Genomic DNA, 20,817 nt, shown 5'->3' on the forward strand with positions numbered 1-20,817 from the left:
TTATTCCAAGCCTTGGCTGCTGAGGTATTCGTCGTAAGTCCCTCGATAATCCACAATCGTGCCGTTGCCCTTTACGTCGAAAATGCGCGTTGCCAAGGAGCCAACGAACACGCGGTCATGCGACACGAACAGCAGTGTGCCGTCGTATTTGTCGAGTGCACCGTTGAGGGATTCGATGGATTCCATGTCTAAGTGGTTGGTGGGTTCGTCCATCAGCATCACGTTAGTCCGGGAGAGCATCATGCGTCCGAAGATCATGCGGCCTTTCTCGCCACCCGACAGCACCCGTACCGGCTTTTTCACGGTATCACCGCCGAATAGCAAGCGTCCAAGTGTGCCACGGTTTTGGGTTTCTGCATCTTCACCTTCGTAGCCGCTTTTGCGCACGTAGTCCGCCATCCATTCGGTAAGGGACTTGTCGCTCTTAAACTCGTCTTCGTGGTCTTGTTCATAGGTGGAAATGCGCACTTTCTCCGCCCACTTGATACTGCCTTTTTGCGGCTGCAACTGGCCTTCGAGCAGTTTGAGCAGCGTGGTTTTACCCACACCGTTTTCACCGATAATACCGACTTTCTCACCTGCTTCGATGGTGAAGCTGAAATTATTGATTAGCGGCTTTTCCATGCCCTCATAGGCAAAGGTGAGGTTTTCAACTTCCACGGCGAAACGGTGCAGGCGTTCTTTTTCATCATACTCGAAGCGAATCCACGGGTATTGACGGCTGGAAGGCTTGATGTCTTCCGGCTTGAGCTTGTCGATCAGCTTGCGGCGGCTGGTAGCCTGCTTGGCTTTGGATTTGTTGGCAGAGAAACGCCGCACGAAATCCTGTAATTCGGCAATGCGTTCTTTGGCCTTGGCGTTAGCATTGGCTTGACGTTCACGCGCTTGGGTGGAAGCTTCCATGAAATCATCGTAGTTGCCAGGGTAAATCTGGATTTTGCCGAAGTCTAAATCCGCCGTGTGGGTACATACTTGGTTCAAAAAGTGGCGGTCATGCGAGATAATGATCATGGTGGAATCACGGTTATTGAGCGTTTCTTCCAACCAGCGGATGGTATTGATGTCAAGGTTGTTGGTCGGTTCGTCCAACAACAAAATGTCGGGGTTAGCGAACAGGGCTTGGCACAGCAGTACCCGCAATTTCCAGCCGGGGGCAACTTGGCTCATTGGGCCGTTGTGCTGTTCGATGGGGATGCCGACCGCCAGCAGCAATTCACCGGCACGCGATTCGGCGGTGTAGCCATCCATTTCCGCGAACTGACCTTCGAGTTCCGCCGCTTTCATGTAATCGTCTTCGGTGGCGTCAGGGTTAGCGTAGATCGCGTCTTTTTCCGACATGACCTTCCACATTTCCGCGTGCCCCATCAGCACCACGTCGAGTACGCGCACGTCTTCAAAGCCGAACTGGTCTTGGCGCAAATACGCCATGCGTTCGTTGGGGTCTTTGGAAACGTTACCGTGGGTCGGTTCTTGCAGCCCACAGAGGATTTTCATGAACGTGGACTTGCCCGCGCCATTCGCGCCAATCAAGCCGTAGCGGTTGCCGTCACCGAATTTGACGGAAACGTTATCGAATAGCGGTTTAGCACCGAACTGGATGGTGACATTGGCAGCAACTAGCACTGGAAATCCTCTTGAAATCTGATTGGGCGTGATGGGGGGGTACTGTAGCATTTTCTGATATTCCGAACCATGGTTCACAGTACCGAATGCAACATCTTCGCACTCAACAACACCAGCAATACCGCAAACACTTTTTTCAACATGGCAATGGGTAGTGTATGCGCTAAATTTGCCCCCAGCCGTGTGGTAAAAAAGCTGGTCAGCGCAATCAACACCACCGCAGGCCAATACACAAACCCAATAGTATGTTCCGGCAAACCCGCCTGTCCCCAACCATTGATGAGGTAGCCTAACGTCCCTGCGACGGCAATCGGAAACCCAATCCCCGCCGAGGTGGCAATAGCTTTACGCACATCGACATTGCACCACATCATGTAGGGCACGGATAATGAGCCGCCGCCAATCGCCACCAGTGCAGAAACACCGCCAATCACCAGTCCTGCCAGCGACAAACCTGCCATCCCCGGCAATTCCCGGTGGGGTTTGGGTTTGATATTCAACCACATTTGCAGTGCAACATACGCCATGAATACGGCAAAGAAAATCGCCAAGCCACGTGTTGATAAGACCGCAGCTAGAAACGTAGCAGCAAAGGTTCCCTGCAAAATCCCCGGTGTAATCTGTTGCACCACCGACCATTGCACCGCTTGTTTGGCATGATGCGCCCGCATACTGGATAACGCGGTAGGGACAATCGCCGCCATGGAGGTCGCCAAGGCCACGTGAACAACATGTTCCGCCGGAAAACCTTGCGCCACAAACAAAGCGGTCAGCACCGGAACCATAATGCCACCACCGCCGATACCGAGTAGCCCCGCCGCAAAACCCACCACCAAACCCAGTGCCAGAAATGAAACCAGCAATTGCCATTCCACGGTATAATCTCCGCCATTGTAAATCTTCAAACTCAGGGCAACTTTATGCAATATCTCACTATCCCTGTCACGGCTTTTCAGCAAAATTGCAGCATTATCTGGTGTGAAACCACGCGGGAATGTGCCTTTGTCGACCCCGGCGGCGATACCGATACCTTGATAGCAGCCGTTACAAAACACCACTTGAAACCTACCGGTGTGTTTCTAACTCATGCACATCTGGATCATGTGGGGGGAACAATGGGGTTGGCAAAGCATTATGGTATTCCCATTTCCGGCCCCCATGAGGCTGACAAGTATTGGCTAGACGCTTTGCCCGTGCAAGCTAAGCAATTTGGCTTACCCCATTGTGAGGCATTTTTGCCAGATGTGTGGTTACATGATGGCGACACCTTAAACGTAGGACAACAAACGCTCAAGGTGTTACATACCCCCGGACACACCCCCGGTCATGTCGTATTGTTCCATCAAGAGAGTCGCGTGGTTTTTGTTGGTGATGTGTTATTTAACGGCTCGATTGGGCGCAGCGACTTTCCGGGGGGGAACCATCAGCAGCTAATGGAGTCTATAAAGGCTAAGTTGTGGTTATTGGGGGATGATGTTATCGTCATTCCCGGTCATGGGCCGAACACAACAATCGGTCATGAACGCCGACACAACCCCTTTATCCGATAATGCGAGGACGGTAAAGTGCGCAATACGCTTGTTATGCTGCTTGGAGCGGTACTACTCACTGCTTGTGGTGGTGGCTCAGACACTTCCTCTACAACATCAACGGCGACAACGACTTCCCTTAATGTAATGGAAATGTTGGACAGCCATAATCAAACACGCGCTGCTGTTGCGGTGATGCCACTGATCTGGTCTAGTCAAATGACGGATTATGCGCAACAGTGGGCTAATCATTTAGCGACGAACAATGGTTGCCAAATGCAGCACCGTTCTGTTGCGGGCATGAACCCATTGAATGCCGGTGAAAACCTGTATTGGGCAAGTGCCGTGCAATGGACGGATGGACGTACTGAAGTCCAAAGCATTACGTCTGCCCACGTTGCGAGTGCATGGGCAAGTGAAATAGCTGACTACGATTACGCCAGCAATACCTGTGTGCCGGGTAAAATGTGCGGGCATTACACTCAAATGGTGTGGCGTAATTCCACCGAAGTGGGCTGTGCAATGGCTATTTGCCCTGACAAAGGCCAAATTTGGGTGTGCAACTACAACCCACAGGGTAATGTGCTTGGTGAAAAACCCTATTAGAGCCAGCGCATATTTCCCGCTACAATAGGCGCTTTTCAAGCATCAAAGGACGAACACCATGTCGCAAGTGGATATTGCCGCCGTCAAACACTACCTGCTGGCTTTGCAGGATGATATTTGCACGCAGTTAGCAGCCGAGGATGGCGGTGCAACGTTTGTGGAAGATGCTTGGGAGCGCTCTGGTGGTGGTGGCGGGCGTACCCGTGTGATTAGCAATGGTGCAGTTTTTGAGCAAGGTGGCGTCAATTTTTCACACGTCTTTGGTGACAAACTGCCCCCTTCTGCCACCGCACAACGCCCGGAATTGGCAGGGCGTAGTTTTCAGGCACTCGGAGTGTCGCTGGTCATTCACCCCCACAATCCGCTGGTTCCCACCTCACACGCGAATGTGCGCTTTTTTGTCGCTGAAAAAGAAGGCGAAGAGCCAGTGTGGTGGTTTGGCGGTGGGTTTGACTTAACGCCATATTACGGGTTTGAGGACGATTGCATCAGTTGGCACCGTGCTGCTAAAGTGGCATGTGACCCGTTTGGTGAGGACGTGTACACCCGCTACAAGCAATGGTGCGATGACTACTTCTTCCTTAAGCACCGTAACGAACCACGTGGCATCGGCGGCTTGTTTTTCGATGACCTGAATGCTTGGGGCTTTGACACCACCTTTGCTTTTATGCGCAGCGTGGGCGATGCTTACATCAATGCTTACCGTCCCATCGTCAGCAAACGTAAGGGCTTACTGTTTACCGAAACACACCGCGACTTCCAACTCTACCGCCGAGGGCGTTACGTGGAATTTAACCTTGTCTATGACCGAGGCACGCTGTTCGGCCTCCAATCGGGTGGACGCACCGAATCTATTTTGATGTCACTCCCTCCCTTGGTTAAATGGCGCTATTCTTGGCACCCTGAACCGGGCAGCGAAGAAGCCCGCCTGTACAGCGATTTCCTACGCCCACGTAACTGGTTGGCAGAAGCCTGAAACCGCTTTGCTTACCAGCTTTTTTCACCCGGCTCTGGCTTATGACCGGAAAGTTTATAGAACTTCCATGCCAAGTAGCCTAAAAAGCCCAAAATAAAGACAATGGTGAAAACAGACATGAAAACAATGCCTTCAGCACTGGAAAAGAAATGTGACATGGTGTTTGCTCCCTTACGGTAAATAATGCAATTATCGTAAGGGTTGAAGACAGGGGAGACGTTGCGCAAAATCAAATTAAGCGGGACGAGACGTCTGCTTTCTTGCTACAGATCAAATTTTTGTGGGTTTTTCATTATCGAGCCGTTACCGCACGCTCAACATTGATCAAACCATATCCATAATCATGATCAGGCCCCGGTAAACCCAAATCAGTAGCCGTTTGTTTCAAGGCTTCGGCATTAAACTGTGGGTTCAGAGATTTAAGTAACGCAATAGCCCCCGTCACGTGTGCAGTTGCCAACGAAGTGCCGCTAGACACTTGAAATGCACTGCGTGGTGTTGTTGTCAAAATGCCGACACCGGGCGCAGATAAGTCAATGTAATCACCCCGGTTAGCACGGCTAAATACACTCTGATTTTTATCCACCGCCGTCACCGCAATCACACCCGGCAACGCCGCCGGATAAGCAGGTTGCGCCCCCGGCCCACCATTTCCGGCAGATGCCACCACGACAATGCCTTTCTGGATAGCCGCTTGCACCAATTTGTCGACAACGGGATCAGCATTCCCTGCAAAACTCAGATTGAGCACTTGTACACCTTCGCGCATCGCTTGTTCCAAAGCTCGAGCCACCAAAGCAGAATTGCTGCGACGTTCATCTGGGTTAGCCGGGTTAGTGCTGAAAGCACTGATAGCCACCAACCGGGTATCAGGCGCAATGCCAATGCGCTTATTCTGACTAATAATGACGCCTGCTACTTCCGTACCGTGCAAGCGATTGCGTTCATCACCTTGCGGAATCAGGTCAATACGCCGGATGTCTGAACGAAATGAGTCGTGGTTAATATCAATGGGTGTGTCGATCATGCCCACTATGACACCTTGCCCGGTAGTGCGTTGGCGTATGGTGTCTGCACCGGTCAAACCCAATGGGTATGCCCCACTTCCCCCCCCTGTCATACTTGCAGTGGTGTAAAAATTACTGGTATTGGCATCAACATCGGTTTCTTTGGCTTTGATAGATTTCACCAGATCATACGGATCTTGCCCATTCGTTGCTGCCGTAATCAGGGTAGTCTTGATGGAATCTAAATTATCACTACGTTTAGCACGCAATTTATACTTTTTTAGTACCGCATCAGCAACTTCAGCCGGTTTCTGGCTGTCGTAGGTAATAAGCATTTCATTTTTTTCATAGTCCACCCGCCGGAATATGGGCGTTTCGACACAAATACTGCTGCTAAGATGGCAAGCAGGGGAGTCGCTGGCTTTGCCGATGACTTTGTATTCTGCGGGGCTGCAAGCGGTGAGTAAACTGAGGGTGATCAAAGCACTAAGCGGAAACGGGCGTAATAGTGTGATTAGCATGACGGTTTTCAGTATTCTCGTCCGATGAAAGCGACAACGGTATTATCCTGCCCCATTTGTTGCAGGATAGCGTCGGATTCTTGAGCCGATGGTGACACATCTTTTACTTCAATTTTGAAGAGGCCACCGCTTTCAGGGCCATCCACAATACGCGCATTCCAACGCAGCAAAAACTCCCGCACCTGATTCACTTGGGCTTCCCCATTAAAATCCACCAGTAGTACCATACCCTTAACAAGAGGAACAACCGAAGAATCGTCTGTAGCAGTGGCCGTTACATAAATACTGTCTTGAATGCCCTCTTGTGAAGCACTGTTGGTATACACAAACCACCCTAAGAACCCTGCTTGAATCAGTAGCAATGAAGCGAAAACAGCGTTAGCCGGTATTAACCATGAGGTGTTTGAGAAAAAATGATGTAATTTTTGCTGCAAACCTTGTAGCCACGTCAACTGAGGTGTTAATGGCTGGGGGGGAGCCTGTGGCACATTTTCCGTGTGCTCTTCGCGCTCGATGCGCTTCATTAGCGTTTCCAAGCGTTGCTGGGTAGTATCAACGGCTGATAATTCTAGCAATGCCGTATTGGCACGAATCATATCGACCATCTTAAGTTCACGGCGGTATTCATCGGCTAATTCAGGGTATTTTGCAAGTACACTCTCCACCAACTTACGCTCTGGCCCACTCAACTTTCCCGTGATAAACCAAGGTAACAGTAGCCGTGCTTCTTCAATAGGGTCGCCATGTGGATATTGGCTCATAACGTATAGTCTCGAATACCGTTTAAAAGTCGAAGCCAACGACTCCGGCCTTTTCCAATAACTGCGCTAAGCGCTTACGGGCATAAAACATACGTGTCTTGACCGTGTTTTCGGAAATGTCCAAAAGTGTTGCTACTTCTTTGACAGATTTATCTTCAAAATAGGTTAGCCTGATGACCTCACGGTGCTCTTCCGTTAGCTGGTTCATCATGCGTAACAATTGTTGTTTCATATCATCCAATGCCAACTCCTCATGAGGGCCAGCAGCAGGGTCAATCATGGCATCCAATATCGACTCATCTTCCAGTGTCACTTCCGAGGTTTTACGTAACCACGATACTACTTTGTTGCGGGCAATAGAATAAATCCACGTCGATACTTTTGACCTGCCTGCAAACGTTTCCGCTGACCGCCAAACATCAAACATAGCCTCATCGACTAAATCAGCCGCCTGAGCAATATCGTCACGTAACACGCGCGAACAATACTTAACCAACCTAGGTTGGTATCTCAGGTATAACTGACTGAATGCTTGCTGGTTTCCCTGACTAATTTTTTCCATCAGAGCTTCATCGCTCAGCTTGCTTGAGGTGTCAGTCGGTTGTTTGCTGCCTTGTGAGTGGCCTTCCATCTCTGTGTCGCTCTCGTTGCTGTTTTGGTTCTAATTAATTTGGATTAGCATCCAAAAAACAATAAATAATCTTTTTTTCAACTTGCGTTGAACCACTAGCGCTGTGGTTGCGACTCAACCAGCAACACTACACACTTAAATAGTAATATTCAAAGTTATAATACTCCCTCGCAAGTCTGGCGGGTCTTCGGATCCGCCTTTTTTTATTTACAATCCATCCATTAGCATATCATAATCCACTGATACACGATTTTTTCTTTCTAACCTTGGAAGCTGGGTATGTATCAAATTGGCACCACACTGACACAATTTATCCTCGAAGAACAACGTAAACATGCAGGCGCAACCGGCGAATTTAGTTGCGTACTGAATGACATCGCACTCGCTTGCAAAAAAATCGCTGCCTTAACCAGCAAAGGCGACCTCATCGGCGTACTGGGTTCTGCTGGCTCTGAAAACGTTCAGGGCGAAGAGCAGAAAAAAATGGACATTATCACCAATGACGTGATGATCGAAGCCCTTTCGCGTGGTCACGCCGCAGCCTTAGCCTCTGAAGAAATGGATGAGGTCTATAACCTGCCTAGCAATATCCCACGCGGTCACTATTTAGTGACATTCGACCCGCTGGATGGCTCCTCCAATATGGATGTGAATGTATCGGTTGGTACGATTTTCTCCATTATGAAAGCGCCTGAAGGCGTCGAAAACCCGACTGCCGCCGATTTCATGCAGCCGGGCACGAAACAGGTAGCAGCGGGCTACTGCCTGTACGGGCCTTCTGCCATTATGGTATTGACCACCGGCAATGGCGTGAACATGTTTACGCTGGATAAGGATTGCGGCGAATTCTTGCTGACCCGCGAAGACGTAAAAATCCCTGCGGATACCAAGGAGTTTGCGATCAACGTTTCCAACCAACGCTATTGGGAACCGCCGATGCAGCGTTACATCAGCGAATGTTTGCTGGGGGTTGAAGGACCGCGCGGCAAAGACTTCAATATGCGCTGGGTGGCATCAATGGTGGCTGAGATTCACCGTATCCTGACTCGCGGCGGCATTTTCATCTACCCAATGGATAGCAAAATGAAAGCGGCGGGCAAAACCGGCAAACTGCGTCTGTTGTATGAAGCTAACCCCATGGGTTTCATCGTTGAACAAGCAGGCGGCATGGCAACCACAGCTTATTCACGCATTATGGAACTCCAACCGACTGACTTGCACCAGCGCGTGCCAGTGGTAATGGGTTCACGCAATGAAGTGGAATTGGTTACGGGTTACCATAACGCTTAAAGATTCCCCCCATCCCAACCCTTCCCCCACAAGGGGTGAAGGGCTTTTCTGTTCTCTACGTTACTTGCTTTTTTCAGCATACGAGACGGTGTATGACTGGCCTTGTTTGAGCTTGTCGAAATTGCCGAACACTTCCTTTAGATTGCGTTTCATGTATTCACGCAGGCCGTTGATCGTCACGATATACACGCGCCCGCCCGGTTTGAGGTGGTGTTTCATGTCGTGCAATAAAATGCTCATCATTTCCTTGCCCACTTTCGCGGGTAGGTTGGATGCAATCACGTCAAACCGCGCATCCTTGTCGATATGCTGGAAACCGTTGCTCAGCATAGCACGGGCATTCGCTAGCTTATTCACGCCCGCATTGCGATTGGCGTATTCGACTGCCATGAAATCCTTATCCACCATCAACGTCTGACCTTGTGGGGCAAGTTTTGCCATCACTAAACCGACGGGGCCGTAGCCACAACCGAGATCAAAGCAATCATCGGTCGGGTTGATTTTCAGGTATTTCAGCAACAAATCCGTGCCGTCATCAATTTCACGCGGGGAAAAAATCCCCCACGTTGACAGGAAGGTGAACGGTTGTCCGCACAGTTCGGTATCAAAACGGATGTCGTCGCGCAGGCTTTGGGTGTAAGGAATATCAGCCATTAGAGAATCGCCGGTGCAAGATTTTTGGCATACAGGAAGGTGTACGCAAATGTCGCTGCACCTGCCAACCATAAGATGACCGCTGCTGCTTTGCTCAAGCCCGGTTTCAGGGCAATGACACCCAACACCACGTACACAATCAAGCCGACAGCTTTAATGATGACAAAATTATCCACACCATGCGCGGTAGTGACAAACGCCAGCCACAAGCCGGTTCCCAGTAAAATCAGCATTGACAGTGACGCACTCGCTAACGCCGCCTTGCCGGTCACTGCCGGGTTGTTGGTCAACATCCATACCCCCCGGATGAGGTAAATAACCACGGAAAGCAGAGCAATAATCGCGTGTACTTTCAGTATCAATGTATTCATGTCCATGTGGTGTGTCCTTATTGCAATTGTTGGAAAATATATGCCGCTTCGGTTAATGCCTCGTCAAGCTGTGCGCTCAAGGTGCAGTAATGCCCCATTTTGCGACCGGGGCGGGCTTGGTGTTTGCCGTACAAGTGTAGCTTGGTATTCGCACTTTGCAGCAATGCCAACCAGTTAGGCTGGGCATCGTGCCACAAATCGCCGAGCATATTGACCATGACTACCGGTGATAACAGGTCAGTTGCGCCGAACGGCAATTCGCAGACCATGCGTACTTGCTGTTCAAATTGTGAGGTGACGCAAGCATCCAGCGTGTAATGCCCGCTATTGTGGGTGCGCGGTGCCATTTCATTGATTAGCAATTCGCCTTGGTGAGTGACGAAGAATTCGACTGCCATGACACCGACGAAATCTAGCTTATCCGCCATGCGCGTGGCGGCGGCTTGCGCGGCGGCGGCGAGTGCAGTATCTATACGGGCAGGCACAATGCTTTGGTGCAAAATGCCGTTGCGGTGTTCGTTCTCCGCAACGGGGAAACAACGCACTTCGCTGTCAACACTGCGGGCGAGAATGACCGAAATTTCGCGTTCCAATGCCACCCGCTGTTCCAACACACAGTCCACACCCTGCAATTGGGCAAACGCGGCTTGTGCTTCGGCAACCGAATGCACCGTGACTTGCCCCTTGCCGTCGTAACCCATGCGGGCGGTTTTAAGGATAGCGGGAAATTGGATGCTGTTAGCGGCGGCGGCAATATCGGCTGCGGTGCGAATCGCCACAAATGGTACAGGCTGCAAGCCACACGCCCGCACAAATTCTTTTTCCACAATCCGATCTTGCGCCATTTTCACGGCATGGGCGGAGGGGCGTACTGGTGCATAGTGCGCAAGGAATTCCAGCGTTTGCGCGGGAATGTTCTCGAATTCAGTGGTGATCACATCGCAACGCTTGCCAAATGCCTCCAGTGCGACCTCATCATCGTAAGCGGCAATAATGTGATCATCCGACATTTGCGCAGCGGGGCTGTGAAAATCCGGTTCGAGAATAAGCACGCGATAGCCAAGGGTACGCGCTGCGACGGTAAACATGCGTCCGAGTTGCCCGCCGCCGAGCATTCCGATGGTTGATCCGGGGAGTAGTGTCATGAAGCTTCAGGGTCTGTCAGTAGGGTAAAACAAGCGCGAAGAATACAGCAAAGTGCGTTACGACGCATCAACGCAACCACTGCTGCATAATGGTTTGTAAATCCTCCATCTCGAACGGCTTAACCAAAAAATCATCCATCCCCGCCGCCAGACAACGTTCACGTTCCCCCGCCAAGGCGTGTGCTGTCAGCGCAATAATCGGTAATTCTGCCGATGACTTGAAGCAACGAATCTGCCGGGTTGTTTCATATCTGCTAGAAATGTCATCTGCCCAGTGTGACGAAACTGTGCCGCATACACGGGCGTGATCACGTCATCCACACCCAGTTTTCCAGCGGGGTCAGGTAAAAAATCCAGATAATTATTTATCGCCAGTGGCGTTGGGGCATAACGCAATATGTGGGAACGTTCCGCCGCCGAACCACTTACCGGCGCGAATGAGCACCCCAGACTCAGCAGCAACACGAATCGAATGCTGACACTCCACCCCCAATGCCACATGGTTAAGGATTAAGTCGGGGGTAACGCCATATTCATCGCACACTGGCGTTGTTCTTCACGGAATTGCGCCAACTTTTCCGCTAACATTGGATCGTCATTCGCTAACATTGCCACGGCAAACAATGCCGCGTTTGCCGCGCCTGCTTCGCCAATCGCAAACGTTGCCACGGGAACACCTTTGGGCATTTGCACAATCGAATACAGCGAATCAATCCCGTTCAAGGTGCGACTGGTGACGGGCACACCTAAAATCGGCAAAGTGGTTTTTGCCGCTAACATGCCGGGCAAGTGCGCTGCACCGCCAGCGCCCGCAATAATGCATTTCAGACCGCGTTCGCGGGCAGTTTCGGCGTATTCAAACAATAAGTCAGGTGTGCGATGGGCAGAAACCACGCGGTATTCATGCGCAATACCGAATTTTTCCAGTTGTTCAACGGCTTTGGACATCACGTTCCAATCGCTGTTGCTACCCATGACAACCCCTACCACTACCGCCGAATTGGGTTGAGTCATGATGCTCCCCTTATTTCTCTGCAAAATCTGATATTATAACGTGATGTACCTTTTACGCACTAACTAACCGCAAGCGAATGAATACAAACAGTCACCCAAGCAGCGTTTTAGAAACGCACATCACCTCCCTGCCGTTGATTGCACGGGGCAAAGTCCGCGATATTTACGCCGTGGATGACCAGCACATGCTGATCGTGACCACGGATCGTTTATCGGCATTCGATGTGATACTGCCGACCCCGATTCCGCAGAAGGGCGTGATTCTCACCCAAGTGGCAAATTTCTGGTTTGGCTTGCTGCATGACGTGATCCCGAATCACTTAAGCGACAAAACGCTGGATGATCTGCCGCTGACAGCCGATGAAAAAGCGCCATTGCAAGGGCGCAGCATGATTGTGAAACGCCTCAAGCCCTTGCCGGTGGAAGCGATTGTGCGCGGTTACTTGATCGGTTCGGGGTGGAAGGATTACCAGCAAACTGGCGCGGTATGCGGCATCGAATTACCCACCGGTTTGCAAATGGCAGACCGTTTGCCTGAACCGATTTTCACGCCTTCCAGTAAAGCCGACGTGGGCGATCACGACATCAATATCAGCTTTGCCGAGATGCAGGCGCGGATTGGGGCAGAGCTTGCCGAGCAAGTGCGCAGCGTGAGTTTGGAGTTGTATCGCCAAGCGGCGGAATACGCGCTTAAACGTGGCATTATTATTGCTGACACCAAGTTCGAGTTCGGGCTGGATGCGGACGGCAAGCTGGTGTTGATCGACGAAATCCTCACGCCGGATTCCTCACGCTTTTGGCCTGCTGATCAGTACAAACCCGGCATTAGTCCGCCATCGTTTGACAAGCAATTCGTGCGGGATTATTTAGAAACGCTGGATTGGGGGAAAGTTGCGCCGGGGCCGGAATTGCCAGCAGAGATTATGGAAAAAACAGCGGCTAAGTATCGGGAAGTTGCCGACTTACTCACGAAATAACCAAAAAACTAACAACACAGGAATAAGCCATGCGCGTATTGATCACAGGGGTAGCGGGATTCATCGGGATGCACCTCGCCTTGCAATTGCTGCAACGCGGCGATGAAGTCGTCGGTATCGACAATTTCAACGACTATTACGATGTCACTTTGAAAGAACGCCGTTTGCAACGGGTGATCGACGCGGATGTTGCGGGCAAATTCACGTTTATCCGTTTGGATTTAGCCGACCGTGCGGGCATGGCGCAACTGTTTGCGGAACAAGGCTTGGATGCGGTGGTGAACCTTGCGGCACAAGCGGGCGTGCGTTATTCCATCGACAATCCGCTGGCTTACATTGACAGTAATCTGGTGGGGTTTGGGCATATTCTGGAAGGTTGCCGCCATAACGGGGTGAAGCATTTGGTGTATGCGTCGTCCAGTTCGGTGTATGGCGCGAATGAATCTATGCCGTTTTCGGTGCATGATAACGTGGATCATCCGCTGTCACTCTACGCTGCCTCCAAAAAAGCCAATGAACTAATGGCGCATACGTATTCGCATTTGTACGGTTTGCCGACCACGGGGTTACGCTTTTTCACGGTGTATGGCCCGTGGAGTCGCCCCGATATGGCGATGTTCAAATTCACCAAGGCGATTTTGGCAGGCAAGCCGATTGATGTGTTCAATTACGGTAAACACCGCCGCGATTTCACTTACATCGACGACATTGTGGAAGGCGTGATTCGCACGCTGGATCATACCGCAACGGGCAATCCAGCGTGGAGCGGGATGCAACCCGACCCCGGCACCAGCAAAGCCCCTTGGCGCGTTTACAATATCGGCAATCAGAATCCGGTGGAATTGATGGATTATATCCGTGCCATTGAAGATGCACTGGGGATGAAGGCGGAGTTGAATTTATTGCCATTACAACCGGGTGATGTGCCGGATACTTACGCGGATGTGGATGCGCTGGTGCAAGATGTGGGTTACCGTCCGAGTATGTCGGTTGACGAAGGTACGCGCCGTTTCGTGCAATGGTATCGTGAGTACTATCAAGTTTAAGCTGTTATAAGGGGTTTGCACATGCAGGGTACGCAACATGCGCGTTTGTTTGATAGCCTACTGGGACGCGCCCCGGATTATGTGAGTGTTGGGTTAGTCATCGTGTTTGGCTTTTTGTTAGCGCGGCTGGTGTGGATGTTATTTCCCACCGAACCTCGCCCATTGCTCACCCCAACCGATACGGCAATCATGAGTAGTGAAGCGCAACAGGCACAAAATCTAGGGGCTACTTTAGCTTCTTACCATTTATTTGGCGTCTATCAGGCAGAAAGTGGCAAACCTGCACCAACCAATATCCAGCCCACCCAACTGGCACTCAAACTTCAAGGGGTTTATGCACCGTCAAACAATAAAGGCTATGCGATTATTGAAGAAAACGGACAGCAAAAAACCTATTCTGCGGGGGAAAATATCGGAAATTCGGGGGCGGTGCTGGAGCAAGTGTTAGCTGATCATGTGCTGCTACGGCGTAATGGCCTATTGGAAAAGTTGGTGTTGCCCAAACCGGAGTTAAGTGGCGGGGGCGGTGTGGCTGATGTTACTAACGGTATGCCAACACCTGACTTTTCACAGCCTGCCCCCGACATCATGCCGCCTCCTGATATGTTCACCCCTAGCGATGGCGCGATTCCCCCGCCCGTAGAGCAAATGGAACAACAGATGCCGATGGAGCCAGCGGTTGATGAACCTGCCCCTGAACCTATGCCTGACGCGCAGGAAGCGACTAACCTCGGCGCGTTTCGTGAGGAGGTGTTAAACAACAACATGCGCCTCTTGGAAGTGGCTAGTCCACAGCCTTACGAGCGCGATGGCAAATTCTTGGGGTTTCAGCTAAATCCCGGTAGCAATGTGGCGATGTTCAACCAATTGGGTTTGCAACCCGGCGATATTGTAACCTCGGTGAATGGCACGGCATTGGAAAACCCTGCGGTTGCCATGCGTGTTCTACAAGAAGCTGCCACATCTGCTCAAGTGAATCTCAACATTACCCGCAATGGGCAAGAAATCTCCCTGCCCATCAACTTCCAGTAGTTCAGCATGACATTGCACAAGTCGTGTGAAGAGGAGGAAGTGCTACACTGAAACGAGAAGGCTATGGAGTTTTAACATGCGCTTGTCTCGTTTTTTGCTGATCACGCCGCTTATTGCCATCCTCGCGTGGTGGTTCTGGCAACAACAACACCCAACCTTATTGGAAGTCAGCGTTACCAATGTCAGTCGCGGCGTCGTGGAATCTACGGTTGCCAATACCCGTGCCGGGACAGTCAAAGCCTGCCGCCGCGCCAGAATGTCACCTTCCATCGGTGGGCAAATTAGTGCTTTACCCTTTGCAAAAGGCGCACAGGTCAAAACAGGGGAAGTGCTGTTACGCTTGTGGAATCACGATTTGCAAGCCAGTTTAGACGCTGCCGACAAGGGCGTACAAGCCGCACGAGCGCAACGCAGTGCTGCCTGTTTGCAAGCGGAAGAAGCACAACGCGCCGCTGAACGTGCCCGATTACTACGCCAATCCACCAGCATTTCGGTGCAAGAATTGGACAAAGCCAATACCAACGCGGCGGTAACGGCTGCCAGTTGTCATGCTGCCGAAGCACAAATTACGGTCACCCAAGCGCAACTCCAAGCCGCACAAGCCCAACTGGAACGCACCGTGCTGGTTGCGCCGTTTGCGGGTGTCATTGCTGACATTAACGGCGAACTCAACGAATACGTCACCCCCTCGCCACCCGGCATCCAAACCTTGCCGGTGGTGGATTTGATTGAACCGGGCTGTTTTCTGGTGAGTGCGCCGATTGATGAAGTGGATGCGCCTAAAATCGAATCCGGTTTGCCCGCCCGCATTACGCTGGATGCTTGGCGCGGGCGTGATTTCCCCGGCAAGGTCACGCGGGTGGGCGCTTATGTCATCGACCTCGAAAAACAAGCGCGGACAGTGGAAGTTGAACTTGCTTTTACTAATCCCACCGATCTCGATGCCTTACTGGTCGGTTACAGCGCGGATGTGGATATTATTCTCGAAACTCGCCCCGATGTGTTACGGATTCCCACCGAAGCCGTGTTAAGCGGTCAAGCAGTTTACCTACTCAATACCGCAGGCAAGCTGGAAAAGCGCAAAATCACGGCAGGATTGAGCAATTGGAGCTTTACCGAAGTCACGGCGGGTTTGGATGAGGGTGACACGATTGTTACTACACCGGGTATAGCGGGGATTGCAGAAGGTATCGCAGCAAAGGCGAAGGACACAACGGATGACTGACCCCTTCATCACCTTGCGTGACATTTGCCGCCACTTTCAGGTAGGCGATGAAACCGTACACGCACTGGATCATGTCAGTCTCGATATCCACGCAGGTGATTACATCAGTGTCATGGGGCCATCGGGTTCGGGGAAATCGACCTTGCTGAATGCCTTGGGCTTGCTGGATCAGACTAATGCAGGCAGTTACCGTTTGGAAGGCCGCGAACTCACCACCCTGCCCGAAGAACAGCGGGCGCAAGTACGGCGTGAAAAAATTGGTTTCATTTTCCAGTCATTTCACCTGATTCCGCGTTTGAGTGCAGCGGATAATGTGGCCTTACCGTTGGTATTGACCGGAATGCCTGCGGCTGTTCGCAAGACCAAAGTGCAGCAAGCCTTGGCGGGCTTAGGCTTACAAGATCGTGCTGATCACCGCCCTGCGCAACTGTCTGGTGGGCAACAACAGCGGGTAGCGATTGCCCGCGCTACCATTATGCAAGCGCCCCTGCTGTTGGCGGATGAACCTACCGGCAATCTGGATTCGCATTCCAGCGCAGAGGTTATCCGCATCCTTGAAGCGCTGAACGCGCAAGGCATCACCCTTATCGTGGTGACGCATGATACCGACATCGGTAAGCGCGCCCGGCGGCAGGTGCGCATGGTCGATGGCAAGGTGGTTGCCGATGAGCATTGAAGCATGAAACCGCAAGACACCCTGCACTTCAGTTACCAAGCCTTACGCGCGTATCCGGGGCGTACCGCTTTGATCTTGCTGGCCATGTGCATTGGGGTGGCGGCGATTATTTTGCTCACCTCCTTGGGTGAAGGCGCACGGCTGTATGTGATTGGGCAATTCCAAGGCTTAGGTTCCAACTTGCTGATTGTGTTGCCGGGGCGTTCGGAAACTACCGGCGGTGCGCCGCCCCTGATTGGCACCACCCCGCGTGATTTGACGCTGGATGATGCACTTGCCCTGCAACGCAGCCCTGCGATCAAAGAGGTTGCACCCATTATTCTCGGTGCTGCTCCGGTGGCTTACGAATCACGTGAACGCGAAGTCACCATCATGGGTTCCACCCCGTCTCTGCTGAGTGCGCGGCAATTGGAACTTGCCAGCGGGCAAAGCTTGCCGGATAGCAATCCGCGTGTCGCCACGGCGGTGTGTTTGCTGGGGGAAACGGTGTGGAAAGAGCTATTCGCCAACCGCAATGCTTTGGGCGAATGGGTGCGTATCGGTGGGTCACGTTTCCGCGTGATCGGTGTACTCGCAGGCAAGGGGCAATCGCTAGGGTCGGATATGAGCGACATGGTGGTGATTCCGGTTGCCAGTGCGCGGAACTTATTCAATGCACCCTCGCTGTTTCGCATTATTGTCACAGCGGAGAGCCAAGGGCAATTGGCGCAAGCCACGCAAGACATTGAACGCATTACCCGCCAGCGTCATGATGGTGAGAATGACATTACCATTATTGCGCAAGACTCCTTGATTGGCACCTTTGACAATATCCTCAGCGCTTTGACGTGGGCATTGGGCGGCATTGCGGCGATCAGTTTGCTGGTAGCGGGGATTCTGATTATGAATGTGATGTTGGTGGCGGTTAGCCAACGCAAGGCTGAAATCGGTTTGCTCAAAGCCTTGGGAGCACCTACCGCGCAAGTATTGCGCCTGTTTTTGACCGAAGCAACCTTGCTGGCGAGTGCGGGCGGAGCCATTGGTTTGCTGCTGGGTTTGGGCGGGGTATTGCTGTTAAATCAGGCTGTGCCGGATTTCAGTGCGCAACCGCCGCTGTGGGCGTTAATCGCGGCAGTCGTCATTACGTTTCTCACCGGCTTGCTGTTTGGCAGTATTCCGGCACGGCAGGCTGCACGGCTGGATCCGGTCGCCGCCTTGTCGGGTAGGTAGCCATGCTGTTAGCAGATTACTTACACCTTGCTACCAGCAGTATTCGCTTCAGCCCAATGCGTAGTTTTCTGACGGCGTTGGGGATTGCGGTCGGGATTGCGGCGGTGGTATTGCTAACCGCATTGGGTGGCGGAGTGCAGCATTACGTACTCCAGCAATTTACCCAGTTTGGGGCACATATTATTGCCATCAACCCCGGCAAAAGTTCCACCTTTGGGGTATCGGGGGCGATGGTCAGCAATGTGCGTCCGCTGTCGATTGAGGATGCAGAAAGCTTGCGGCGCATTCAAGGTGTGCAAACGTCAGTGCCGATGGTGCAAGGCAATTCCCCTGTCGAAGTCGGGCAACTGACCCGCTGGACAACTGTTCTCGGCGTGAATCACGAAACCTTGCAAACCTGGCAATTGCACCTTGCCAGCGGGCAATTTTTGCCTGATGACACCACCACGCAAGCCCGCAATATGGCGGTGATTGGTGCAAAAGTCCGCTCCGAACTGTTTCCCGACCGCAGTCCGCTGGGTCAGCATCTGCGCATTGGGCAAGAGCGTTTTCGTGTCATCGGCGTAATGGAAACCAAGGGGCAAATTTTGGGATTTGATATGGATGATGCGGTCTACATCCCCGTTGCCCGCGCTCTTGCTCTATTCAACCGAGAGGGGCTAATGGAAATCGACGTGTTGTATCAAGCGGGAGCCAATGAAGCTGCCATTATTGAGCAAATCAAAGCCTTGCTGATTCAACGTCACGGCACAGAAGATGTCACTATCACCAGCCAAAGCGATATGCTGAAAACCTTGGGATCGATTCTTGACATTCTCAAAGCCGTGGTAGCGGGCATTGGGAGCATTTCTTTGCTGGTGGGCGGGGTTGGCATTCTCACCATTATGAGCATTGCGGTGAATGAACGCACGGGTGAAATCGGCTTGCTGCGGGCATTGGGCGCATCCCGCCAGCAAGTGACCTATTTGTTTCTGCTGGAAGCCGCCGCCTTGGCTGGCTTAGGTGGTGTTGCCGGAATGCTGGCGGGGATTGGGATTGCCTGGCTGTTGCACGCCGTTATTCCAGCCATGCCAGTGCAAATCGACTGGCTGTATGTGTTGCTGGCAGAAGCTGTCGCGGTCATCACCGGGTTATTGGCAGGGTTTGCGCCCGCACAGCGGGCATCGGCGCTGCCACCGGTGGAAGCGTTGCGGAGTGAGTAAGTTGAGATTTACTTGAACACATCCTGCGTGAAATTGTTGTACCAACTATACGCATAGCTCGCGTCAAACAAACGATCCTGGGCAGTTGCCGTAGCGGAAGACACGCCACCACTGCCCGGAATGTTCTCCACCAACCTGCCGTCATCCGATAGCCGATATACACCTACTACCGAAATCGCGTAATCCTTGCCAACCAGACTGTAACAGCCGTTGGAGAATGACGGGCTTTCCACTTCTAGGCCATTCAGCAGCGCATGAATGGCCGCAGCGCACACCTTGGCTTCCGAATTCGCTGCAAAGCCGGATTTAGGTAAAGAGTCTGCCATGCACGCATCACCAATCACATGCACATTCGCATGACGGTTCGATTCAAAAGTCAGCTTGTTGACTGGACACCAGCCAGTGCCATCGACCAGATCCGCATCAAAAGCCAACTTACCCGCTTTTTGCGGTGGAATCACATTCAACACCGCCCCCTGTACCCGGTCGCCGAACTGGGTAATCACCGTTCTGGAAGCGACATCCACTTCGACCACACCTGCCGCCACATCACCAGACCACCATTCGAGCAAAGCATTGTCTGTGCCATAGCCGTACAGTTCGCGCCATGCCTGCTCAAACAATGCCTGCTTGGTGAAACTCTCTTTGGGGTCAAGGATGATGACCTTGGAGTTGGGTTTATGCTGTTTCAGGTAATGGGCAATCTGGCTGGCGCGTTCATACGGCGCGGGCGGGCAGCGGTAGGGGTTGGGTGGGGCAGCGATTACCACTGTGCCGCCATCCGTCATAGCGTGCAATTGGTCACGCAGCACTAGGGTTTGCGACCCGGCCTTCCAAGCATGAGGGATGGCAGTAATCGCGGCTTCGCTATAACCGGCAATCGCATCGTATTTGAAATCAATCCCCGGCGATACCACGCAACGCTCATACGGGTAACGTGTGCCACTTTTGGTCAATACCTGCTTGCCGTCATAATCAATGCCGGTCACTTCATCCTGCACGATTTTCACGCCGTGTACTTTCAGGCCATCGTAATTGAATTGCAGCGATTCCAGCGTGCGTTCACCAGTCAGCACCTCGTTGCTCATGTAGCAGGTGGTGTAAACCGGGTTCTTTTCGATCAGGGTCACGTCCAGCGTGTTGTCGAGGCGGCGCAGGTATTTGGCGACGGTTGCACCGCCTGTGCCACCACCGACGACAACGACTTTTTGCCCGGCAGCCCGCCCGATGGCGGGAAAACCCAGGACTGTGCCCGCCATTGCGCCTGCGACCAGCGTTTTCAGAAAAAGCCGACGTTCCAAAGCCTTCATATTCACTATCCT

The 20,817-nt window shown here is 52.2% G+C and carries 24 protein-coding genes; 11 read left to right on the forward strand and 13 right to left on the reverse strand.

Going from position 1 to position 20,817, the window contains the following annotated elements; all coding sequences use genetic code 11:
* Window positions 1-1,623: an ABC-F family ATPase gene (locus BLV87_RS07790; RefSeq protein WP_093067114.1), complete on the reverse strand. Its 1,623-nt coding sequence runs from the start codon at window positions 1,621-1,623 to the stop codon at window positions 1-3.
* 74 nt (window positions 1,624-1,697) lie between these two features.
* The gene (locus BLV87_RS07795; RefSeq protein ID WP_245706953.1) at window positions 1,698-2,549 is read right to left on the reverse strand and encodes a sulfite exporter TauE/SafE family protein; all 852 of its coding nucleotides are present in this window, start codon (window positions 2,547-2,549) and stop codon (window positions 1,698-1,700) included.
* On the opposite strand from BLV87_RS07795, the gene BLV87_RS07800 reads away from it, so the two are divergent.
* Genes BLV87_RS07800 through hemF form a run of 3 tightly spaced genes read left to right on the forward strand, consistent with a single transcriptional unit; the run spans window position 2,544 to window position 4,734 of the window.
* Window positions 2,544-3,173 (forward strand): MBL fold metallo-hydrolase, encoded by a 630-nt coding sequence (locus tag BLV87_RS07800; RefSeq protein WP_093067116.1) that lies wholly within the window; start codon window positions 2,544-2,546, stop codon window positions 3,171-3,173. The genes BLV87_RS07795 and BLV87_RS07800 overlap by 6 nt on opposite strands.
* Window positions 3,174-3,188: 15 nt before the next feature.
* Window positions 3,189-3,758 carry a CAP domain-containing protein gene (locus BLV87_RS07805; protein ID WP_139282139.1) on the forward strand — a complete coding sequence of 190 codons (570 nt, stop codon included), beginning with the start codon at window positions 3,189-3,191 and terminating at the stop codon, window positions 3,756-3,758.
* A 58-nt stretch (window positions 3,759-3,816) separates the two neighbouring features.
* Window positions 3,817-4,734 (forward strand): oxygen-dependent coproporphyrinogen oxidase, encoded by a 918-nt coding sequence (gene hemF, locus BLV87_RS07810; RefSeq protein WP_093067120.1) that lies wholly within the window; start codon window positions 3,817-3,819, stop codon window positions 4,732-4,734.
* Window positions 4,735-4,745: 11 nt separating this feature from the next.
* On the opposite strand, the gene BLV87_RS19310 is transcribed toward hemF, so the two are convergent.
* The 4 genes from BLV87_RS19310 to BLV87_RS07825 form a co-directional block, all read right to left on the reverse strand.
* Window positions 4,746-4,892: a hypothetical protein gene (locus BLV87_RS19310; protein WP_175517880.1), complete on the reverse strand. Its 147-nt coding sequence runs from the start codon at window positions 4,890-4,892 to the stop codon at window positions 4,746-4,748.
* A gap of 134 nt (window positions 4,893-5,026) precedes the next feature.
* Complete coding sequence (locus tag BLV87_RS07815) at window positions 5,027-6,262, reverse strand: S8 family serine peptidase (protein ID WP_093067122.1); 1,236 nt, start codon at window positions 6,260-6,262, stop codon at window positions 5,027-5,029.
* Between the two features lie 8 nt (window positions 6,263-6,270).
* A complete protein-coding gene (locus BLV87_RS07820) occupies window positions 6,271-7,023 on the reverse strand; it encodes a hypothetical protein (protein ID WP_093067124.1) in 753 nt (250 codons plus the stop codon).
* A 22-nt stretch (window positions 7,024-7,045) separates the two neighbouring features.
* The gene (locus BLV87_RS07825; protein ID WP_093067126.1) at window positions 7,046-7,654 is read right to left on the reverse strand and encodes a sigma-70 family RNA polymerase sigma factor; all 609 of its coding nucleotides are present in this window, start codon (window positions 7,652-7,654) and stop codon (window positions 7,046-7,048) included.
* 279 nt (window positions 7,655-7,933) lie between these two features.
* Here BLV87_RS07825 and BLV87_RS07830 point away from each other — a divergent pair, with 279 nt between their 5' ends.
* Window positions 7,934-8,944: a class 1 fructose-bisphosphatase gene (locus BLV87_RS07830; RefSeq protein WP_093067128.1), complete on the forward strand. Its 1,011-nt coding sequence runs from the start codon at window positions 7,934-7,936 to the stop codon at window positions 8,942-8,944.
* 60 nt (window positions 8,945-9,004) lie between these two features.
* On the opposite strand, the gene BLV87_RS07835 is transcribed toward BLV87_RS07830, so the two are convergent.
* From BLV87_RS07835 to purE, 6 genes are all read right to left on the reverse strand, one after another.
* Entirely contained in the window at window positions 9,005-9,598 is a 594-nt protein-coding gene (locus BLV87_RS07835) for a class I SAM-dependent methyltransferase (RefSeq protein WP_093067130.1), read from the reverse strand.
* A complete protein-coding gene (locus BLV87_RS07840) occupies window positions 9,598-9,975 on the reverse strand; it encodes a SirB2 family protein (protein ID WP_093067132.1) in 378 nt (125 codons plus the stop codon). The genes BLV87_RS07835 and BLV87_RS07840 overlap by 1 nt, the downstream gene beginning before the upstream one ends.
* A gap of 11 nt (window positions 9,976-9,986) precedes the next feature.
* Window positions 9,987-11,114 (reverse strand): 5-(carboxyamino)imidazole ribonucleotide synthase, encoded by a 1,128-nt coding sequence (locus BLV87_RS07845; RefSeq protein WP_093067134.1) that lies wholly within the window; start codon window positions 11,112-11,114, stop codon window positions 9,987-9,989.
* A gap of 67 nt (window positions 11,115-11,181) precedes the next feature.
* Window positions 11,182-11,376: a response regulator gene (locus BLV87_RS20030; protein WP_093067136.1), complete on the reverse strand. Its 195-nt coding sequence runs from the start codon at window positions 11,374-11,376 to the stop codon at window positions 11,182-11,184.
* Window positions 11,301-11,579: a hypothetical protein gene (locus tag BLV87_RS19015; protein ID WP_139282140.1), complete on the reverse strand. Its 279-nt coding sequence runs from the start codon at window positions 11,577-11,579 to the stop codon at window positions 11,301-11,303. The genes BLV87_RS20030 and BLV87_RS19015 overlap by 76 nt, the downstream gene beginning before the upstream one ends.
* Before the next feature lie 45 nt (window positions 11,580-11,624).
* Window positions 11,625-12,128, reverse strand: a complete 504-nt coding sequence (gene purE / locus BLV87_RS07855) for a 5-(carboxyamino)imidazole ribonucleotide mutase (protein ID WP_093067138.1) — start codon at window positions 12,126-12,128, stop codon at window positions 11,625-11,627.
* A 77-nt stretch (window positions 12,129-12,205) separates the two neighbouring features.
* On the opposite strand from purE, the gene BLV87_RS07860 reads away from it, so the two are divergent.
* The 7 genes from BLV87_RS07860 to BLV87_RS07890 all read left to right on the forward strand — a co-directional run bounded on the left by BLV87_RS07860 (window position 12,206) and on the right by BLV87_RS07890 (window position 19,495).
* Complete coding sequence (locus BLV87_RS07860; RefSeq protein ID WP_093067140.1) at window positions 12,206-13,105, forward strand: phosphoribosylaminoimidazolesuccinocarboxamide synthase; 900 nt, start codon at window positions 12,206-12,208, stop codon at window positions 13,103-13,105.
* Between the two features lie 29 nt (window positions 13,106-13,134).
* A complete protein-coding gene (locus BLV87_RS07865; RefSeq protein WP_093067142.1) occupies window positions 13,135-14,151 on the forward strand; it encodes an NAD-dependent epimerase in 1,017 nt (338 codons plus the stop codon).
* A gap of 21 nt (window positions 14,152-14,172) precedes the next feature.
* Complete coding sequence (gene gspC / locus BLV87_RS07870) at window positions 14,173-15,183, forward strand: type II secretion system protein GspC (RefSeq protein WP_093067144.1); 1,011 nt, start codon at window positions 14,173-14,175, stop codon at window positions 15,181-15,183.
* A 76-nt stretch (window positions 15,184-15,259) separates the two neighbouring features.
* Window positions 15,260-16,408, forward strand: a complete 1,149-nt coding sequence (locus BLV87_RS07875) for an efflux RND transporter periplasmic adaptor subunit (RefSeq protein ID WP_093067146.1) — start codon at window positions 15,260-15,262, stop codon at window positions 16,406-16,408.
* Entirely contained in the window at window positions 16,401-17,084 is a 684-nt protein-coding gene (locus BLV87_RS07880) for an ABC transporter ATP-binding protein (protein ID WP_093067148.1), read from the forward strand. Before BLV87_RS07875 ends, BLV87_RS07880 begins: the two co-directional genes overlap by 8 nt.
* Before the next feature lie 3 nt (window positions 17,085-17,087).
* Window positions 17,088-18,293, forward strand: a complete 1,206-nt coding sequence (locus tag BLV87_RS07885; protein ID WP_093067150.1) for an ABC transporter permease — start codon at window positions 17,088-17,090, stop codon at window positions 18,291-18,293.
* 2 nt (window positions 18,294-18,295) lie between these two features.
* Window positions 18,296-19,495 carry an ABC transporter permease gene (locus BLV87_RS07890; protein ID WP_093067152.1) on the forward strand — a complete coding sequence of 400 codons (1,200 nt, stop codon included), beginning with the start codon at window positions 18,296-18,298 and terminating at the stop codon, window positions 19,493-19,495.
* 8 nt (window positions 19,496-19,503) lie between these two features.
* Here BLV87_RS07890 and BLV87_RS07895 read toward each other — a convergent pair whose 3' ends face one another.
* Complete coding sequence (locus BLV87_RS07895; protein ID WP_093067154.1) at window positions 19,504-20,805, reverse strand: FCSD flavin-binding domain-containing protein; 1,302 nt, start codon at window positions 20,803-20,805, stop codon at window positions 19,504-19,506.
* Window positions 20,806-20,817: the final 12 nt, after the last annotated feature.

This window comes from Thiothrix caldifontis (genome assembly GCF_900107695.1).
Classification (GTDB): domain Bacteria; phylum Pseudomonadota; class Gammaproteobacteria; order Thiotrichales; family Thiotrichaceae; genus Thiothrix; species Thiothrix caldifontis.

Excerpts from the sequence above, each read along its gene's own strand:
- BLV87_RS07800 (WP_093067116.1), top strand. The coding sequence starts at position 2,544 with ATGCAATATCTCACTATCCCTGTCACGGCTTTTCAGCAAAATTGCAGC.
- hemF (WP_093067120.1), top strand. The coding sequence starts at position 3,817 with ATGTCGCAAGTGGATATTGCCGCCGTCAAACACTACCTGCTGGCTTTG.
- BLV87_RS19310 (WP_175517880.1), bottom strand. The coding sequence starts at position 4,892 with ATGTCACATTTCTTTTCCAGTGCTGAAGGCATTGTTTTCATGTCTGTT.
- BLV87_RS07815 (WP_093067122.1), bottom strand. The coding sequence starts at position 6,262 with ATGCTAATCACACTATTACGCCCGTTTCCGCTTAGTGCTTTGATCACC.
- BLV87_RS07820 (WP_093067124.1), bottom strand. The coding sequence starts at position 7,023 with ATGAGCCAATATCCACATGGCGACCCTATTGAAGAAGCACGGCTACTG.
- BLV87_RS07825 (WP_093067126.1), bottom strand. The coding sequence starts at position 7,654 with ATGGAAGGCCACTCACAAGGCAGCAAACAACCGACTGACACCTCAAGC.
- BLV87_RS07830 (WP_093067128.1), top strand. The coding sequence starts at position 7,934 with ATGTATCAAATTGGCACCACACTGACACAATTTATCCTCGAAGAACAA.
- BLV87_RS07835 (WP_093067130.1), bottom strand. The coding sequence starts at position 9,598 with ATGGCTGATATTCCTTACACCCAAAGCCTGCGCGACGACATCCGTTTT.
- BLV87_RS07840 (WP_093067132.1), bottom strand. The coding sequence starts at position 9,975 with ATGGACATGAATACATTGATACTGAAAGTACACGCGATTATTGCTCTG.
- BLV87_RS07845 (WP_093067134.1), bottom strand. The coding sequence starts at position 11,114 with ATGACACTACTCCCCGGATCAACCATCGGAATGCTCGGCGGCGGGCAA.
- purE (WP_093067138.1), bottom strand. The coding sequence starts at position 12,128 with ATGACTCAACCCAATTCGGCGGTAGTGGTAGGGGTTGTCATGGGTAGC.
- BLV87_RS07860 (WP_093067140.1), top strand. The coding sequence starts at position 12,206 with ATGAATACAAACAGTCACCCAAGCAGCGTTTTAGAAACGCACATCACC.
- BLV87_RS07865 (WP_093067142.1), top strand. The coding sequence starts at position 13,135 with ATGCGCGTATTGATCACAGGGGTAGCGGGATTCATCGGGATGCACCTC.
- gspC (WP_093067144.1), top strand. The coding sequence starts at position 14,173 with ATGCAGGGTACGCAACATGCGCGTTTGTTTGATAGCCTACTGGGACGC.
- BLV87_RS07875 (WP_093067146.1), top strand. The coding sequence starts at position 15,260 with ATGCGCTTGTCTCGTTTTTTGCTGATCACGCCGCTTATTGCCATCCTC.
- BLV87_RS07880 (WP_093067148.1), top strand. The coding sequence starts at position 16,401 with ATGACTGACCCCTTCATCACCTTGCGTGACATTTGCCGCCACTTTCAG.
- BLV87_RS07885 (WP_093067150.1), top strand. The coding sequence starts at position 17,088 with ATGAAACCGCAAGACACCCTGCACTTCAGTTACCAAGCCTTACGCGCG.
- BLV87_RS07890 (WP_093067152.1), top strand. The coding sequence starts at position 18,296 with ATGCTGTTAGCAGATTACTTACACCTTGCTACCAGCAGTATTCGCTTC.
- BLV87_RS07895 (WP_093067154.1), bottom strand. The coding sequence starts at position 20,805 with ATGAAGGCTTTGGAACGTCGGCTTTTTCTGAAAACGCTGGTCGCAGGC.